General features: G+C 70.8%; 14 protein-coding genes and 1 riboswitch. Of the genes, 9 read left to right on the top strand and 5 right to left on the bottom strand.

Annotated features, from left to right (window positions below):
• The coding region (locus tag AOJ26_RS19310; RefSeq protein ID WP_053849563.1) for a glycoside hydrolase family 53 protein at positions 1 to 1,126 on the bottom strand (1,126 nt) is incomplete at its 3' end.
• 370 nt (positions 1,127 to 1,496) lie between these two features.
• Between AOJ26_RS19310 and AOJ26_RS19305 the strand changes: the two genes are divergently transcribed.
• The 5 genes from AOJ26_RS19305 (at position 1,497) to AOJ26_RS19285 (ending at position 6,758) form a co-directional block, all read left to right on the top strand.
• Complete coding sequence (locus tag AOJ26_RS19305) at positions 1,497 to 2,834, top strand: ABC transporter substrate-binding protein (protein WP_053849562.1); 1,338 nt, start codon at positions 1,497 to 1,499, stop codon at positions 2,832 to 2,834.
• On the top strand, positions 2,831 to 3,829 hold the full coding sequence (locus AOJ26_RS19300) for a carbohydrate ABC transporter permease (RefSeq protein WP_179200308.1): 999 nt from the start codon (positions 2,831 to 2,833) through the stop codon (positions 3,827 to 3,829). The genes AOJ26_RS19305 and AOJ26_RS19300 overlap by 4 nt, the downstream gene beginning before the upstream one ends.
• Entirely contained in the window at positions 3,826 to 4,692 is an 867-nt protein-coding gene (locus AOJ26_RS19295; RefSeq protein ID WP_053849561.1) for a carbohydrate ABC transporter permease, read from the top strand. The genes AOJ26_RS19300 and AOJ26_RS19295 overlap by 4 nt, the downstream gene beginning before the upstream one ends.
• Positions 4,693 to 4,733: 41 nt before the next feature.
• On the top strand, positions 4,734 to 5,762 hold the full coding sequence (locus AOJ26_RS19290; RefSeq protein WP_053849560.1) for a LacI family DNA-binding transcriptional regulator: 1,029 nt from the start codon (positions 4,734 to 4,736) through the stop codon (positions 5,760 to 5,762).
• Between the two features lie 177 nt (positions 5,763 to 5,939).
• A complete protein-coding gene (locus AOJ26_RS19285; protein ID WP_053849559.1) occupies positions 5,940 to 6,758 on the top strand; it encodes an HAD family hydrolase in 819 nt (272 codons plus the stop codon).
• On the opposite strand, the gene AOJ26_RS19280 is transcribed toward AOJ26_RS19285, so the two are convergent.
• Both AOJ26_RS19280 and AOJ26_RS19275 read right to left on the bottom strand, forming a co-directional pair.
• On the bottom strand, positions 6,755 to 7,237 hold the full coding sequence (locus AOJ26_RS19280; RefSeq protein ID WP_053849558.1) for a transglycosylase SLT domain-containing protein: 483 nt from the start codon (positions 7,235 to 7,237) through the stop codon (positions 6,755 to 6,757). The genes AOJ26_RS19285 and AOJ26_RS19280 overlap by 4 nt on opposite strands.
• Before the next feature lie 5 nt (positions 7,238 to 7,242).
• A riboswitch (cyclic di-AMP (ydaO/yuaA leader) is annotated at positions 7,243 to 7,443 on the bottom strand.
• 241 nt (positions 7,444 to 7,684) lie between these two features.
• Positions 7,685 to 9,703, bottom strand: coding sequence for a CocE/NonD family hydrolase (locus AOJ26_RS19275; protein WP_053849557.1), 2,019 nt, complete (start codon positions 9,701 to 9,703; stop codon positions 7,685 to 7,687).
• Positions 9,704 to 9,952: 249 nt separating this feature from the next.
• On the opposite strand from AOJ26_RS19275, the gene AOJ26_RS19270 reads away from it, so the two are divergent.
• The 4 genes from AOJ26_RS19270 to AOJ26_RS19255 all read left to right on the top strand — a co-directional run bounded on the left by AOJ26_RS19270 (position 9,953) and on the right by AOJ26_RS19255 (position 14,723).
• Positions 9,953 to 10,963 (top strand): polyprenyl synthetase family protein, encoded by a 1,011-nt coding sequence (locus AOJ26_RS19270; RefSeq protein WP_053849556.1) that lies wholly within the window; start codon positions 9,953 to 9,955, stop codon positions 10,961 to 10,963.
• Between the two features lie 591 nt (positions 10,964 to 11,554).
• On the top strand, positions 11,555 to 12,796 hold the full coding sequence (locus AOJ26_RS19265; protein WP_053849555.1) for a LolA family protein: 1,242 nt from the start codon (positions 11,555 to 11,557) through the stop codon (positions 12,794 to 12,796).
• 33 nt (positions 12,797 to 12,829) lie between these two features.
• Positions 12,830 to 13,834: an ABC transporter ATP-binding protein gene (locus AOJ26_RS19260; RefSeq protein WP_053849554.1), complete on the top strand. Its 1,005-nt coding sequence runs from the start codon at positions 12,830 to 12,832 to the stop codon at positions 13,832 to 13,834.
• Entirely contained in the window at positions 13,821 to 14,723 is a 903-nt protein-coding gene (locus AOJ26_RS19255) for an ABC transporter permease (RefSeq protein WP_053849553.1), read from the top strand. Before AOJ26_RS19260 ends, AOJ26_RS19255 begins: the two co-directional genes overlap by 14 nt.
• On the opposite strand, the gene AOJ26_RS19250 is transcribed toward AOJ26_RS19255, so the two are convergent.
• On the bottom strand, positions 14,713 to 15,303 hold the full coding sequence (locus AOJ26_RS19250) for a flavodoxin family protein (RefSeq protein WP_053849552.1): 591 nt from the start codon (positions 15,301 to 15,303) through the stop codon (positions 14,713 to 14,715). The genes AOJ26_RS19255 and AOJ26_RS19250 overlap by 11 nt on opposite strands.
• Positions 15,304 to 15,383: 80 nt before the next feature.
• The coding region (locus AOJ26_RS19245; RefSeq protein ID WP_267889446.1) for an amidase family protein at positions 15,384 to 15,754 on the bottom strand (371 nt) is incomplete at its 5' end.

The raw sequence follows: 15,754 nt of genomic DNA, 5'->3' as shown, positions 1-15,754 counted from the left end.
GCCCCAACACCCCCAACCCCGGCAGCGCCCTGTCCTCGAAGTCGAACAGCGCCAGGTTCTCCCACGCGTTGCCCGAGGTGGGGTCCGTCGGGTCCCAGCCGCTGCCTGTGCGGTAGGTCCACAGGCCCTCCCAGTAGCAGTAGCCGAGGCCCCGCCCGTCGGGGACGCCCGCGGCGAGGTCGGCCACCGTGCGCAGCCACGCGGCCTGGCCCGCAGGCGTGGCGGGGAAACCGTCGGTGAGCTGCGAGGGGCTGTTCATGATGTCGTTGACGTCGTCCTCGCTCTCCAGCGTGAACGGGTACGCCGTCTCGGCGATCACGCACGGCTTGCCGTAACGCGCCGTGATGTCGGCCATGTTGGCCGCCGCGTCCGCGATCGGCCCGTGCCAGAACGGGTAGTACGAGAGCCCGATGATGTCGAAGTCGACGCCGTACGACAGCACGTTGTCGAACCACCAGCGGTACAGCCCGTTGTCGCCGCCGTTCGCCAGGTGCAGGATCGTGCGCACGCGGGGCGTGGTGTCGCGGGCCGCGCTCAGGCCGGCCCTGAGGAAGGCCGTCATGTTGTCGAAGTGCTCCCAGTTGCCCTCGGGCCAGATCAGGCCGCCGTTCAACTCGTTGCCGATCTGCACCAGTTGAGCCGGGGTGCCCTGCCGCTTCAGCGCACCGAGGACGTCGGCCGTGTGGTCGTACACCGCCCTGGCCAGCCCCGCCACGTCCAGGCCCGCCCACCCGGCCGGCTTGGTCTGGTGCGCCGGGTCGGCCCAGCTGTCGGAGTAGTGGAAGTCGATCCAGATGCCGACCCCGGCCCGCTTGAGGCGCCGGGCGAGCCGCAGGACGTGCGCCTTGTCGTTGTAGCCGTCGGCCGGGTTTACCCACACCTTCAGGCGGGCGTGGGTCACGCCGGCCCGGGCGATCAGGTGGACCGGGTCCGCGCGGTGACCGTCGGCGGTCCGGTACACCGCCCCGTGGTCCTCGTTCTTCGGCAGCGAGGAGATGTCCACGCCCCGGATCTCCAGACGCCCCCGCCGGCCGGCGGACGGTGCGGCGACCGCCGGTGCCGCCCCCAGTACGGGAACGGCCAGCGCGGCGGCTCCGGCGGCGGTGAGAACACTGCGTCTGCGCATGTCAGGGGGTCCTTTCGCGGACGGTCACGGGGGTGCCCGGCGCTGCCCTGGTCCGACCGGCCGGAGCAGGACCGGGGCAGCGCCGAGGCGCGGGGTGAGGGAAGCCCGCGAAACGCCGGACGATCCCAGAAAACCCTCATTTTCTGTGATCGTGCACAGCTTCCCTCACCCCTGTCATCGGGGAGCAACAAGTAGGTAACCCCACGCCCCCGCCATTGACAAGGGCCCGAAACAATTCTCTACTGTGCACGATCACAGAGCCGCGCGGCCCTCGCGCACAGCCTCTCGGTCACGTCCGCAGAACCTCCCCCCACGGCGGTTGCCGCGAACGCGGGACGTCTCGAGACCGGCTGGTTCCAAGTCAGGGGAGATGAAGATGTCGATCAACCGCCGCCAGATCAGCAGGCGCAGCATCCTTGCCGGGGCCGCAGCCCTCGGCCTCACCAGCACCCTCGCCGCCTGCGGCGGTTCCGACGACAGGGACTCCGGCGAGAGCAGCGGGCCCGTCAAGCTGACCTACTGGTCGTGGGCGCCGAACATGGAGAAGGTCGCCGCGATCTGGAACAAGAAGAACCCGGACATCACCGTCACCGTCTCCAAGCAGGCCAGCGGCCAGGAGATCCTCTCCAAGCTGATCACCGCGAAGAAGGCCGGCAACGCCCCCGACCTGATCCAGGTCGAGTACCAGTCGCTGCCCACCCTGGTCTCCAACGACGTCCTGGCCGACATCTCCCCGTACGCCGGTGACACCAAGTCCCAGTTCGCCGAGGGTCTGTGGGGCATGGTCACCCTCGGCACGGACGCGCTCTACGCGATCCCGCAGGACTCCGGGCCGCTGATGTTCTACTACCGCGAGGACCTCTTCAAGAAGCACGGGCTGACCGTCCCGAAGACCTGGACGGAGTTCGCCGAGACCGCCCGCGCCGCGAAGAAGGCCGTGCCGGACGCCTACCTGACCACCTTCTCCGCCAACGACCCCGGTCTGTTCGCGGGCCTCTCCCAGCAGGCCGGCGGCAAGTGGTGGACCGTCGACTCCGGCGGCAAGTGGACCGTCGGCATCGACGACGCGGCCACCAAGCAGGTCGCGGAGTTCTGGGGCGGCCTGGTGCAGGAGGGCGTCATCGACAACCAGCCGATGTACACCCCCGCCTGGAACAACGCCCTGAACAAGGGCACCCACCTGGCCTGGGTCTCCGCCGTGTGGGCGCCCGGTGTGCTGGTCTCCTCCGCGCCCGACACCAAGGGCAAGTGGCGCATGGCCCCGCTGCCGCAGTGGAAGTCCGGCGAGAACGTCACCGGCAGCTGGGGCGGTTCCTCCACCGGCGTCTCCACCGACTCCAAGCACGCCGAGGCCGCCGCCAAGTTCGCCACCTGGCTGAACACCGACCCGGAGGCGCTGGCCGCCCTGGTCAAGGAGGTCGCGATCTACCCGGCCGCCACGAAGGGCCAGTCGGGAGACGTCCTGACCACGCCGGAGTTCTTCTCGAACCAGGCGGACTTCTACACCACCGCCGGCGAGATCGCCGCCAGCACGGCCGCCGCGGCCTGGGGCCCCAACGTCAACACGGCCTACACCACCTTCCAGGACGCCTTCGGCAAGGCGGCCAAGGCGAAGAAGGAGACCCAGTTCGACTCCGCCCTCGCCACCGTGCAGTCGAAGACCTTCGCCGACATGAAGAAGCAGGGCTTCGAGGTGACCGAGGCATGACCAGCGCGCCGCTCAAGGGCGCCGACCTCACCGAGGCCGGCCCCTTGGCGGACGGCACCGGCACCGCCGCCCAGTCCGTCCGCCCCAGCCGCCCCCGCCGACGTGGCCGCAGCGCACCGTACTGGTTCCTGGTGCCCACCCTGACCCTCTTCGCCGCCTTCACCGTCGTCCCCATCGGGTACGCGATCTGGCTGAGCCTGCACAAGGTGCAGGTCAAGGGCATCGGCCTCGGCAAGGGGGCCCGGCAGCAGGTCTGGAACGGCATCGGCAACTACACCGACGTCCTGAAGGACTCCGAGTTCGGCCACAGCGTCCTGCGCGCCTTCGGCTACGGCCTCATCGTCATCCCGACCATGCTGGGCCTCGCGCTGCTGTTCGCGCTGATGCTGGACACCCCCAAGGCCCGCAGCGCGCCCTTCGCCCGGCTGATGATCTTCCTGCCGTACGCGGTACCGGGCATCATCGCCGCCCTGATGTGGGGCTTCCTGTACCTGCCGGACGTCAGCCCCTTCTACTACCTGCTGGACAGGTTCGGCCTCCCGCAGCCCGACCTGTTCGACGGCGGCAACCTCTACCTCTCCTTCGCGAACATCGCGGTCTGGGGCGGCACCGGCTTCAACATGATCGTCATCTACACCGCGCTCAGGGCCATCCCGCCGGACATCTACGAGGCGGCCCGGCTCGACGGCGCGACCGACCTGGGCATCGCCCTGAAGATCAAGATCCCGATCGTGATGCCCTCGCTGGTGCTCACCTTCTTCTTCTCGGTGATCGCCACCCTCCAGGTCTTCACCGAGCCGATGGCACTCAAGCCCCTCACCAACGGCCTGCCCAGCTCGTGGAGCCCCCTGATGGCCATCTACGACAAGGCCTTCCTCCAGTCCGACGTCTACGGCGCCTCCGCCACCGCGGTCGTCCTGGCCCTGGCCACGTTCGTCCTCTCCTTCACCCTGCTGCGCATCTCCGACCGCTACACCCGGGAGGACCGGGCATGACCCCCCTCACCCTCACCGCCGGACCCAAGGGCGGCCGCCGCACCGCGTGGGTGCCCACGATCGTGCTGGTCCTCGGCGCGCTGTACTGCCTGATCCCCATCGCCTGGGTGGTCGTCGCGGCCACCAAGGACCGGTCGGAGCTCTTCTCCACCTTCACCTTCGCCCCCGGCACCGGCTTCTTCCAGAACCTGAGCGACCTGACCGCCTACCGGGACGGCATCTTCTGGCGGTGGATGGCCAACTCGGCCTTCTACGCCGGTCTCGGCGCCCTGCTCTCCGCCGCGGTCTCCGCCGCCGGCGGCTACGCGCTCGGCCGGTACGTCTTCCGCGGCCGTGAGGCGATCTTCAAGATGATCCTGGCCGGCGTCCTGGTCCCGTCGATCGTGCTCGCCGTACCGCAGTACCTGCTGCTGTCGAAGCTGGGCATGGCCGACTCGTACTGGTCGATGCTGCTGCCGTCGATCCTGTCGCCGTACGGCGTCTACCTGGTGCGGATCTACGCGGCCGCGTCGGTGCCCGCCGAGCTCATGGAGGCCGCCCGCATGGACGGCGCGAGCGAGTGGCGGATCTTCTCGCGGATCGCCGTACCGATGATGATGCCGGGCCTGATCACGGTGTTCCTCTTCCAGTTCGTCGGCATCTGGAACAACTTCCTGCTGCCCTTCGTCATGCTCGCCGACGACGAGAAGTTCCCGATCACCCTCGGCCTGTACACCCTGCTCGCCCAGGGCGCCTCGCAGCCCGCGCTCTACACCCTGGTCATCACCGGGTGCCTGCTCGCGATCCTTCCGCTGATCGGGCTCTTCCTGGTGATCCAGCGGTTCTGGTCGCTGGACCTGATGAGCGGCTCGGTCAAGGCCTGAGGCCCCGGGCTCCCCTTTACGAACGTCTCCGAACGAGGAACATGACCACCAGCGCGAACGGACGCCGCAAGCCACCGACCATCCACGACGTGGCCCGGGAGGCGGGCGTCTCGCGGGGGACCGTCTCCCGCTTCCTGAACGGCGGCCACTACGTCTCGCCCGCCGCCCGGCGGTCGGTCGAGGCCGCCATCAGGAAGACCGGTTACGTGGTCAACCGGCACGCCCGCAGCCTCAGCACGGGCCGCTCGGACTCGGTGGCGTTCCTGCTGACCGAACCGCAGGAGAAGTTCTTCGAGGACCCCAACTTCAACGTCCTGCTGCGGGGTTGCACCGAGCGGCTCGCCCAGCACGACATCCCGCTGCTGCTGATGCTCGCCGAGAGCGACGACGACCGGCGCCGGCTGACCCGGTACATCACCTCGGGTCACGTCGACGGCGTGCTGCTGCTGTCCAATCACAGCGGGGACCCGGTCGCGGCCGAACTGCATGACGCCGGGATCCCGTTGGTGGTCTGCGGCAAGCCGATCGGGCGGGGCACCAAGGTGAGTTACGTGGCCGCGGCCGACCGGGAGGGCGCGCAGGACATGGTCCGCCATCTCCTCGCGGGCGGCCGGCGCCGCGTCGCCATGGTCACCGGGCCGCTGGACATGCCGGGCGGCCCCGACCGGCTGGCCGGCTACCGGGACGTGCTCGCGGAGGCGGGCCTGCCGTATGACCCGGAGCTCGTCGTCGAGGGCGACTTCCGGCGCAGCGGCGGCGAACGGGCCGCCCGCCGCCTGCTGGACCGGGCCCCGGACATGGACGCGGTGTTCGTCGCCTCCGACCTCATGGCCCTGGGCGTCGTGGGCGTCCTCCAGCAGGCCGGGCGTTCGGTCCCGGACGACATCGCTGTCGGCGGCTTCGACGACTCACCGGCGGCCACCGCCATCGCCCCGGCCCTCACCACCATGCGCCAGCCCTTCGACCGCATCAGCGCCGAGATGGTCCGCATGCTCCTCGCCCAGATCGCCGGCGAGGACACGGCCGGGGTGATCCTCCCGACCGAACTGGTGGTGCGGGACTCGGCGTGACGCTCCGCGAGAAGCGCCGGGGTGAGGCCCGGGACACGTCGGCAAGCGGCCGTGGTCGTGCCGTACCGCCGCGTCACCGTCGCGCCCCGGAAGCGGAACTCCGGTCAACGGATGTGAAAGCAGGAGCCGTCCGGTTCGCGTCGAGTCGGAGGGGCCAACCATCCGTATTCTCTGATCATGGCCGCCTCCCCCGCATATTCACTCATCGCCACCGACCTGGACGGCACGCTGCTGCGCGCCGACGACACCCTCTCCGACCGGTCGTTGGCCGCGCTCGCACGGGTGGCCGCGGGGGGAGCCCGGCATCTCGTCGTGACGGGACGGCCGGCGCCCAGAGTGCGCCCGCTGCTCGACGACCTCGGCAGCACGGGGCTCGCGGTGTGCGGACAGGGCGCCCAGGTGTACGACGCCGGCGCGGACCGTCTGCTCTGGTCGGTGAACCTGGACCGGGAACTGGCCGAGACCGCGCTCGGCAAGATCGAGGCGGAGGTCGGGCAGGTGTACGCGGCCGTGGACCAGGACGGGGTCGACGGGCTCACGCTCATCGAGCCGGGCTATCTGATGCCCCATCCGACCCTGCCCGCCGTGCGGGTCGGCCGGCGCGACGACCTGTGGTGCGAGCCGATCAGCAAGGTGCTGCTGCGCCACCCCTACCTGTCGGACGACGAGTTGGCGGGCACGGCGCGCTCGGTGGTGGGTTCGCTGGCGACGGTCACCATGTCGGGGCCCGGGACCGTCGAACTCCAGCCATGCGGCGTCACCAAGGCGACGGGCCTCGCGCTCGCCGCCGCACATCTGGGACTGGGACCCGAGGTGACGATCGCCTTCGGGGACATGCCCAACGACATCCCCATGTTCGACTGGGCGGCCTGCGGGGTGGCGATGGCCAACGCCCACCCCGAACTCAAGTCCGTGGCCGACGAGGTGACCCTGTCGAACGAGGACGACGGCATCGCCGTCGTCCTCGAACGACTCTTCCCGCGGGCGAGTTCCTAGTACGCGCCGAACACGTTGTCGATGGACCCGTACCGCTGGGCCGCGTAGTTGCAGGCCGCGGTGATGTTCGCCACCGGGTCGTACGGGTCCCACGAGGTGTTGGCCACGTGGTACGCGTTGAAGGTCGGGTCGATCACCTGGAGCAGGCCCTTGGAGGGCGTGCCGGCCGCCGCGTTGGAGTCCCAGAGGTTGATGGCGTAGGGGTTGCCGGAGGACTCACGGATGACGTTGCGGTAGATGCCGTCGTAGGAGCCGGGGATGCCGTGCTCCGCCATGACGGCGAGGGAGGCGCGGATCCAGCCGTCGAGGGTGTTGGGGTAGCCGAGCGTGGTCGCGGTCTGCAGGGGCGGGGTGGCCGCGGAGGCGCTGGTCGCGCCGATGAGCGGCAGGGCCAGGACGGCGACTCCGGTCCCGGCGACGGCGAGCTTGCGGGCGAGACGGCTGGTGCGGGGACGGCGGTGCTGAGCGGCAGCGGGCATGGCGAAGTTCCTCTCCGTCGCCTGCGAGGTGAGCTGTCGGGTTCGGGCGGGAGATGCCCGGCCACGCCTACGAATGACGTGACTTCACCCCGAGCCGTACCGGTATGTCCGAAGACGACCGTTACGGCGACTTACCTGGTTCCCCCGCTCCTGCCGTGGTTCTCGGTGGGTGTGCGGGCGGTGGCAGGATTCGGCGTCCGCCCGACAGGCCGGGAACGTATGCGAGAGCACATGTCCGGAACAAGTGGCGAATTCACATGGGGTGCCTATTGACCTTGGTAAGTGGCATTTGAGGTGCTTGATCCTTTGCGTTCGCCAAGTCTCAACTCGCCCACGACAGAAGGCGGATCGGAGGATTCCGGATGTCTGCCGACCTGCCCGCCCAAGTGGGCCAAGTCACAGCCGAGCGCAAGAGGTGTAAAACGGTCAAGAAGCCTCAACTCATGTTCAACCGGCTGTCCGTGGGATGCGCTTCTCCCACGTCCGGTGGAAGACCACCTCGCCGCCGTCGGTGCACACGACCTCGTCGGAGGTGACGAAGTCCGTCCCGTCACAGGCGATCTCCGAGCGGGTCCGTACGGTCGTGTCCCAGGCGGGCTCGGGGCGGTGCAGCCGGATCGACCAGTCCGAGCGGGTGCGGGCGGACAGGGGGTCCCGCTCGTCGACCGTGTACGTCTCCAGCGCTTCCTCGGTGCACTCCAGACCGTCGGGGTACACGCGCGTGCCGCCCGGCCGGGGGTCGACCTCCAGCTGCCACTCGCCCTTGGCCACGTCCCGGACGACCAGCCGCTCGGGGCGGGGCTCGTCCAGGGTGGCGGGGCTCCATCCGTCGGCGGCCACACCGCCGGTGACCCCGAGCGGCCCGGACCGCTCGGGGTCACCGAAGGCGATGTCCTGGTCCGTGCCACGCGCGCGTACCGGCAGTTCGAGGAAGCTCCCCGCCGGCTCCAGGGTGAATCCCGCCTGCGAGCCGGGCTGCGGCCACAGCCACGGCCAGTACGCGGAGGATACGGCGAGCCGGATGCGGTGGCCGGGCGGGAAGGCGTGCCCGGTGCCGGTCAGCTCGAAGGTCACCTCCTGGGTGGACCCCGGCTCCCAGGGCACGGTCCGGTCCCGGCCGTGACGGGCCGACAGGTTCAGCGCGCCCCGCGTGACGAGCGTCGACGACCCGTCCGGGGCGACATCGCAGAGCCGGGCGACGACCTGCCCGCGCGACACCTCGGAGGTCACCCTGAGCCGCACCCGCGGCCGCCCCAGCACCCAGGTCTCCTCGCCCACCGCGAACTCGAAGCAGGCCGAACGGGCGTCCTCCTCCCGCTGGTCCGGCGGCAGGTCGGCGTCGTTGCCGAGAGGGCGGAAACGGCCGGCGTCCACACCCGTGTGCTGCGGGGAACGGACCAGGACGGGGGCGCCCTGGAGGCCGTATGCCACCGTCGTCACGGCGGGGGAGGGCCAGGCCGGCTCGCCGACCCAGCGGCCGGGCAGGGTGTCGTACACCGTGGCCGGGGGGTGGGAGCCGCTGACCCAGGTCCGCAGGAGGGGTTCGCGCATGACACCGGTGTCGACGCCCCTGAGGTGCTGGTCCCACCAGCGCAGGGTCTCCTGGAGGAAGCCGGTCGCCGGGCCGGGCGACCGGCCGCCGTCCGGGTACGGGTGGGACCAGGGGCCGACGATCCCGCGTACACGGTCGGCCGGGAGGTGCTCGACGAGTCGCAGGACCGTGTCACGGCAGGGGTCGTGCCAGGCGCCCACCGCGAGCACGGCCGCGCCGATCGCGCCGAGGTCCTCGCGGACGCTGCCGTCTCGCCAGTAGTCGTCACGGGTCTGGTGGTCGAGCCAGGTGTGGACGAACGGGACGACCGCGTCGAGGCGGGCGAGCCACATCTCCCGCCAGGCGTCGCCCGCATGGAGCGGATCCGGCGGACGGCAGGCGGAGGCGAGCAGCGTCGCCGCCCACGCGTGCATGTCCACCGCGAGGACCGAACCGCCCAGGTAGTACGCGTCGTTGTCGTAGCGGTCGTCGGTGGAGCAGACGGTGACGACCGCCTTGAGCGGTTCGGGCGCGAGGGCCGCGATCCGGAGGCAGTCGTGGCCGCCCCAGGAGCCGCCGAGCATGCCGACCCGGCCGTCGCACCAGGGCTGCGCGGCCAGCCAGTGGACGAGCTCGACCCCGTCGGCGATCTCCGTCGCCGCGTGCGGGTCGCCCGGCACGCCCTCGCTGTCGCCGTGTCCGCGCACGTCCACGCGCACGGAGGCGTAGCCGTGGCCCGCGTACCAGTGCGGGCGCTGCCGGTCGCCTGGCGCGGTCCGGTCGGTGAGGCGGTACGGCAGGTATTCGAGGATCGCGGGTACCGGTTCCGTGGTGAGCGGCCTCCACACGCGCGCGTACAGCAGCGTCCCGTCCGGCATCGGGACGCGGACGTCGTCGTGGGTCGTCTCGTGCGGGAAGGAGGTACGGATGCGCATCGGCGGGTCCCGTCGGTCTCAGGGCACCGGTTTCACGACGAAGGCGGCTACTTACCTACAAAGGGATGGATAGCCGTTCTTTTCAGGTGATCAAAAACATACCGGTCGTGATCCGATAGCGCCTGGCATGGACGGGGCGGGCGCTATCGGTGATCCAAAGGTGACCGGATACGCTGACTTGAGTGATGGCAGCGACCTATCGACATTTCGCGTAACCGCCAGTGGACACCAGCAGACAGGAGACCCCTCGTGACCGTCGTCGGGCCGTTCGGGCTGAGCGTGCGGGACCAGGCTCTGGAAGCCGATGTCCAGGCCGGGATGGCGGCTGTCGAGGAGGGACTGCTCGAGGCCACCAAGAGTGAGGTCCCCTTCATCACGGAGGCCGCCCAGCACCTGGTGCGCGCGGGCGGAAAGCGCTTCCGGCCGCTGCTCGTGATGCTCGCCGCCCAGTTCGGGGACCCCTACGCCCCGGGCGTGGTGCCGTCCGCCGTGGTGGTGGAGCTGACCCACCTCGCCACGCTGTACCACGACGACGTCATGGACGAGGCCGAGGTCCGGCGGGGCGTCGACAGCGCCAACACCCGCTGGGGCAACTCGGTGGCCGTGCTGACCGGCGACTTCCTGTTCGCCCGCGCCTCGCACATCCTGGCCGACCTCGGGCCCGAGGCGGTCCGGGTGCAGTCGGAGGCGTTCGAGCGCCTGGTCACCGGCCAGATCCTGGAGACGGCCGGACCGCAGGACGGCCGGGACCCGGTCGAGCACTACCTGGACGTGCTCGGCGGCAAGACGGGTTCGCTCGTCGCGGTCTCGTGCCGCTTCGGCGCGATGATGTCGGGCGCCGACGAGACGGTCGTGGACGTCCTGACCCAGTACGGCGAGCGCCTCGGCGTCGCCTTCCAGCTCGCCGACGACGTCCTCGACATCGCCTCCGACTCCCACGAGTCCGGCAAGACACCGGGCACGGACCTGCGCGAGGGCATCCCGACCATGCCGGTCCTGCGGCTGCGGGAGCGCGCCGCCCGGCTCGGCCTGGCCGACGACATCGCCCTGTGCGAGCTGCTCGACTCCGACCTGTCGGACGACACCCGGCACGCGAAGGCGCTGGCGGCCCTGCGCACCCACCCCGCGCTGGAGCAGGCCCGCCGGGACACCGTGCGCTACGCGGAGGACGCGCGCGCGGCCCTGGCCCCGCTGCGGGAGTGCGACGCGAAGGCGGCGCTGATGGAGCTGTGCGACGCGGTGGTCCACCGGGCCGGGTAGTGACATCCGTCACTGTCACGCCCTGAAGCCCCGGACGCGTCGGCGGGTGGTGCAAGCCGGGCGCCGGTGGGGGTGGGCTGTAGGTGATCTGTCGGGTGCGGGTGCGTCGTGGCCGGTCGCGCAGTTCCCCGCGGGCAGCTGCGCCGGGCTGGAACCGGGCGCCGATGGGGGCCCGTAGGTGATCTGTCGGGTGCGGGTGCATCGTGGCCGGTCGCGCAGTTCCCCGCGCCCCTGAGGGGTTGCGCTTACCGGCGCCATGAGGGCCGTCCGTCCCACCGGGGCCGCGCGGGCCGCCGCAGGCATCAGGGGCGCGGGGAACTGCGCGAAACGCCCGCCCCCACCCGGCCGCACCGCCCCACGACCGGACCCGTGCAGGGGCACCCCCTACGGGTCGTAGGGGGTGTGCGCATGTCGTGTCATACCCCAGGTGTACACGGAGTTGGCTCCGTGGGCTGACGCATGCTCATGGCCGATTTGGTCAGATGGACACCACGGAAAACACCACTCCTCACCGATTCGGGTGAGAATGGCGGCTACGGGGTGGACGCACGGGAGTTGACAGCCGCCGCCGACGACGGAGGTAAGGCACACATGGCACCGTACGAAACCGACGAGAGCGCGACCGCCGCGGACGCCGAGGAGCTGCGTTCCGCGCGCCGGCGCAGGGCCGCGCGGTACGTCGTACCGGCCACGGTGGTGGGGGTCGCGGCGGCGACCATCGGGCTCGTCCCGGCGCTCGCCGACTCCGGCGACCCCGACCTGCCCAAGATCAGCGCACAGGAACTCATCGAGAAGATCGCCGCGTCGGACGTCCAGCAGCTGTCCGGCACCGTGAAGATCACCACGGACCTCGGCCTGCCGGACCTCGGCGGCCTGGAGAGCTCGCTCGGCTCCGCCGCCGGGCCCTCCGGATCGGGCGACGGCTCGTCCGCCGACCCGTCCGGCAAGCTCACCGAGCTCGCCTCCGGCACCCACACACTGCGCGTCGCGGCCGACGGCGAGAACCGGCAGAAGATCTCGCTCCTCGAGGACGCGGCCGAGTACAGCCTGATCCACAACGGCAAGGACGTCTGGGGCTACGACAGCAAGTCCAACTCGGTCTTCCACACCACGGCCTCCGAGAGCGACGGCAAGCAGAAGGAAGAGCTTCCGGCCACGCCCAAGGACCTCGCCGAGGAGGCCCTGAAGGCCGCCGACAAGACCACGTCGGTCACGGTCGACGGCACCGCCCAGGTCGCGGGCCGGGACGCCTACCGCCTGGTCGTCAAGCCCAAGGACGACGGCTCGACGGTCGGTCAGATCACCGTGGCCGTGGACGCGAAGACCGGTCTGCCGCTGAAGTTCACGCTGACTCCGGCGAGCGGCGGCGCGGCCGTCGTGGACGCGGGCTTCACCCAGGTCAGCTTCGCCAGGCCGGCCGCCTCCACCTTCGACTTCACCCCGCCGAAGGGGGCCAAGGTCGAGGAGGAGGACGCGTCGAAGGCGCCCGGGCACTCCGGGGACTTCGGCAAGGACCGGTCCGGGGAGTCCGGCAAGGGCGCGACCGGCGGGTTCGGCGAGCACGGCCCCGAGGGCATGAACGTCATCGGGGACGGCTGGGACTCCATAGCCACCTTCGACACCGGCGGCCAGGGCGTGCCGTCCGGCTCCGAGGTCGGCGGTGACATCGGCGGCTTCCTCGACTCGCTCGGCGACAAGGTCTCCGGCAAGTTCGGCAAGGGCACCGTCTTCAAGACCCGCCTGATCAACGCCCTGATCACCGACGACGGCAAGGTCTACGTCGGCGCGGTCACCAAGGACGCGCTGGTGAAGGCGGCCGACGCGGCGAAGTAGGCCCCCGCGGGGCACGACGAATCGAGGGAGCCGATGGAGCAGCCGTCCGCCACGGAGCCGGACCCGGAGGGGTCGGACGCCGGCGCAGGCGGTGGCGCGGGCGCGGACGAGGCCGCCATCCGCACCCGCGCCCTCACCAAGCGCTACCGCGGCGGACAGCTCGCCGTGGACGGTCTGGACCTGACCGTCCCGGCGGGCAGCGTCTTCGGCTTCCTCGGCCCGAACGGCTCCGGCAAGACCACCACCATCCGCATGCTGATGGGCCTCATCCAACCGACCTCCGGCTCGGCGCGGGTCCTGGGCCACCCCGTGCCGCGCGCCTCTCGGACCGTCCTGCCGCACGTCGGCGCGCTCATCGAGGGCCCGGCCCTCTACGGCTTCCTCTCCGGCCGGGACAACCTCGTCCGCTACGACGCCGCGGACCCGACCGCCGACCCGCGCACCCGGAACACACGCGTGGCGGCCGCCCTGGACCGGGTGGGCCTCGCGGCCGCCGCCGGCAAGAAGGCCAAGGCGTACTCGCTGGGCATGAAACAGCGCCTCGGCCTGGCCGCGGCCCTCCTCCAGCCCCGCAGACTCCTGGTCCTGGACGAACCGACCAACGGCCTGGACCCGCAGGGCATGCGGGAGATCCGTGCCCTGATCAGGGAGCTGGCCTCGGACGGCACCACCGTCTTCCTCTCCTCCCACCTCCTGGACGAGATCGAACAGGTCTGCACCCACGCGGCGGTGATGGCCCAGGGCCGCCTGATCACCCAGGGGCCGGTGGCCGACCTGGCGGCGGGGACCAGGGGGCGCCTGGTGGTGACGACTCCGGACCCGGCGGAGGCGGCGCGGGTGCTGAAGGAACAGGGTGTCGGTGATGTGGTCATCGCCGAAGACCGGGTCACCGCCGACCCCCCGGAGGGCGAACTGGCCGACATCAACGCAGCGTTGGTGGCGGCGGGGGTAAGGGTGCGGGGTTTCGGCATCGAACGGGCCTCCCTGGAGGACGCTTTCGTCGCGCTGACCGGGGAGGGCTTCGATGTCGCAGGCTGACCTCAAGGGGCGCGGGGAACTGCGCGACCAGCCCCCACGCACCGCAAGCCGCCGTACGACCTTCTACGGCACCCTCTTCCGCAACGAACTCCACACCACGTTCCGCCGCTGGCGCACCCTCGCCCTGCTCGCCGTACTCGCAGCGGTCCCGATCCTCGTGGGCATCGCGGTGAAGATCGAGACCGGCGGCGACTCCCCGTCCAGCCCCAGTGGCAACGGACCCGCCTTCATCTCCCAGATCACCAACAACGGCCTCTTCCTGGTCTTCACCGCCCTCGCCGCGACCCTGCCGTTCTTCCTCCCGATGTCCGTCGGCGTCGTCGCGGGCGACGCGATCGCGGGCGAGGCCAACGCCGGCACCCTGCGCTATCTGCTGGTCGCCCCGGCGGGCCGCACCCGGCTGCTCCTCACCAAGTACGCGACGGTGATGACGTTCTGCCTGGTCGCCACCCTCGTGGTCGCCCTCTCGGCACTGGCGGTCGGCGCCGTCCTGTTCCCGCTCGGCGATCTGACGACGATCTCCGGCACGCGGATCACCTTCACGGAGGGCCTGGGGAGAGCACTGCTGATCGCCCTGGTGGTGGCCGCGTCACTGATGGGGGTGGCCGCCCTGGGCCTGTTCGTCTCGACCCTCACGAACAGCGGCATCGCGGCGATGGCCACGACGGTCGGCCTGCTGATCACGGTCCAGATCCTCGACCAGATCCCCCAACTGCACGCTCTCCAGCCGTACTTCTTCTCCCACTACTGGCTGTCCTTCGCCGACCTCATGCGAGAGCCGGTCTACTGGGACGACCTGGTGAAGAACCTCGGCCTCCAGGCGCTGTACGCGGCGGTGTTCGGCTCGGCGGCCTGGGCGCGGTTCACGGCGAAGGACATCACGGCGTGACCTGCTCGTAGGGGAACCGCGCGAGCGGGGCCTCCTGCTCGAAGAAGGTCTTCGCCCGGGCGAGGGCGTCGGTGTCCCGCAGGACGTCACCGGGCTTGCTGCCGTTGCCGAGGAGCACCCCGCCGAAGCGCATGCCCATGTACGCGGCCGAGTTGTTGAGGGTGCCGATCAGCGGCTCGGCGACCTCGAACTCCTCGTGCGCCAGCGCGGTGACACCCCACAGCGTGCGTCCCGCCATGGTCGCCTTGAACTCGACGCCCGGCGTGCGCAGCCAGCCCGACCAGTAGTCGAGGTAGCGCTTGACGTGCGCGGAGACCGAGTACCAGTACAGCGGCGAGGCGATCACGATGTCGGTGGCCGCGAGCGTCGCGTCGAAGAGCAGGGCCGTGTTGCCGATCGTGGGACGCGTGTGGTCCGTGTCGTGCCGCAGGTCCTCGAAGTCGGGCAGCGGATGCTCCGCGAGGTCGATCCACTGCTGCTCGACGTCCGGGGGCAGTTGCTCGGCGGCCCGGCGGGCCAGCAGTTCGGTGTTGCCGTCGCTGCGGCTGCTGCCGAGCACGAACAGGAAACGGCGCGTCATGGGACTCTCCCGGCTGATCGGCGTACGGTAATTAGTCGCACGTGCATTATATGCGTACGCAAGTACCTGTCCAGGGGGTCTCAGGCACGCGCCCGCGCCACCTCGGCCCCCGCCCGCGCCGCCTCCAGCAGGAGCGCCTCGCCGCCGTGCCGGGCCACGAGCTGAAGCCCCACCGGGCAGCCGTCGGGGCCGAAACCGGCGGGGAGGCTGAGCGCCGGGTGCCCGGAGAGGTTGAACGCCCAGGTGAGAGCGGTGGAGTAGCGGTCACCCGGCCCCTCGTGGCCGTGCGGCGGACAGGGGGTCGTGGGCGTCATCAGCAGATCGGTGCCGGCGAAGACCTCCGCCAGGAGACGGTCGTTGGCCGCCCGGATCCGGTCGGCGTCCCGCAGCTCGGAGCCCGGGGTGCGCAGGGCGAGCCAGGCGGGGGCGGGGTCGTGCAGGCGGACCGGGG

It is taken from the genome of Streptomyces sp. NRRL B-24085 (genome assembly GCF_001282115.1).
Taxonomy (GTDB): domain Bacteria; phylum Actinomycetota; class Actinomycetes; order Streptomycetales; family Streptomycetaceae; genus Streptomyces.
The sequence above is the reverse complement of the archived record's forward strand: the minus strand, read 5'-3'. Positions and strand labels throughout refer to the sequence as shown.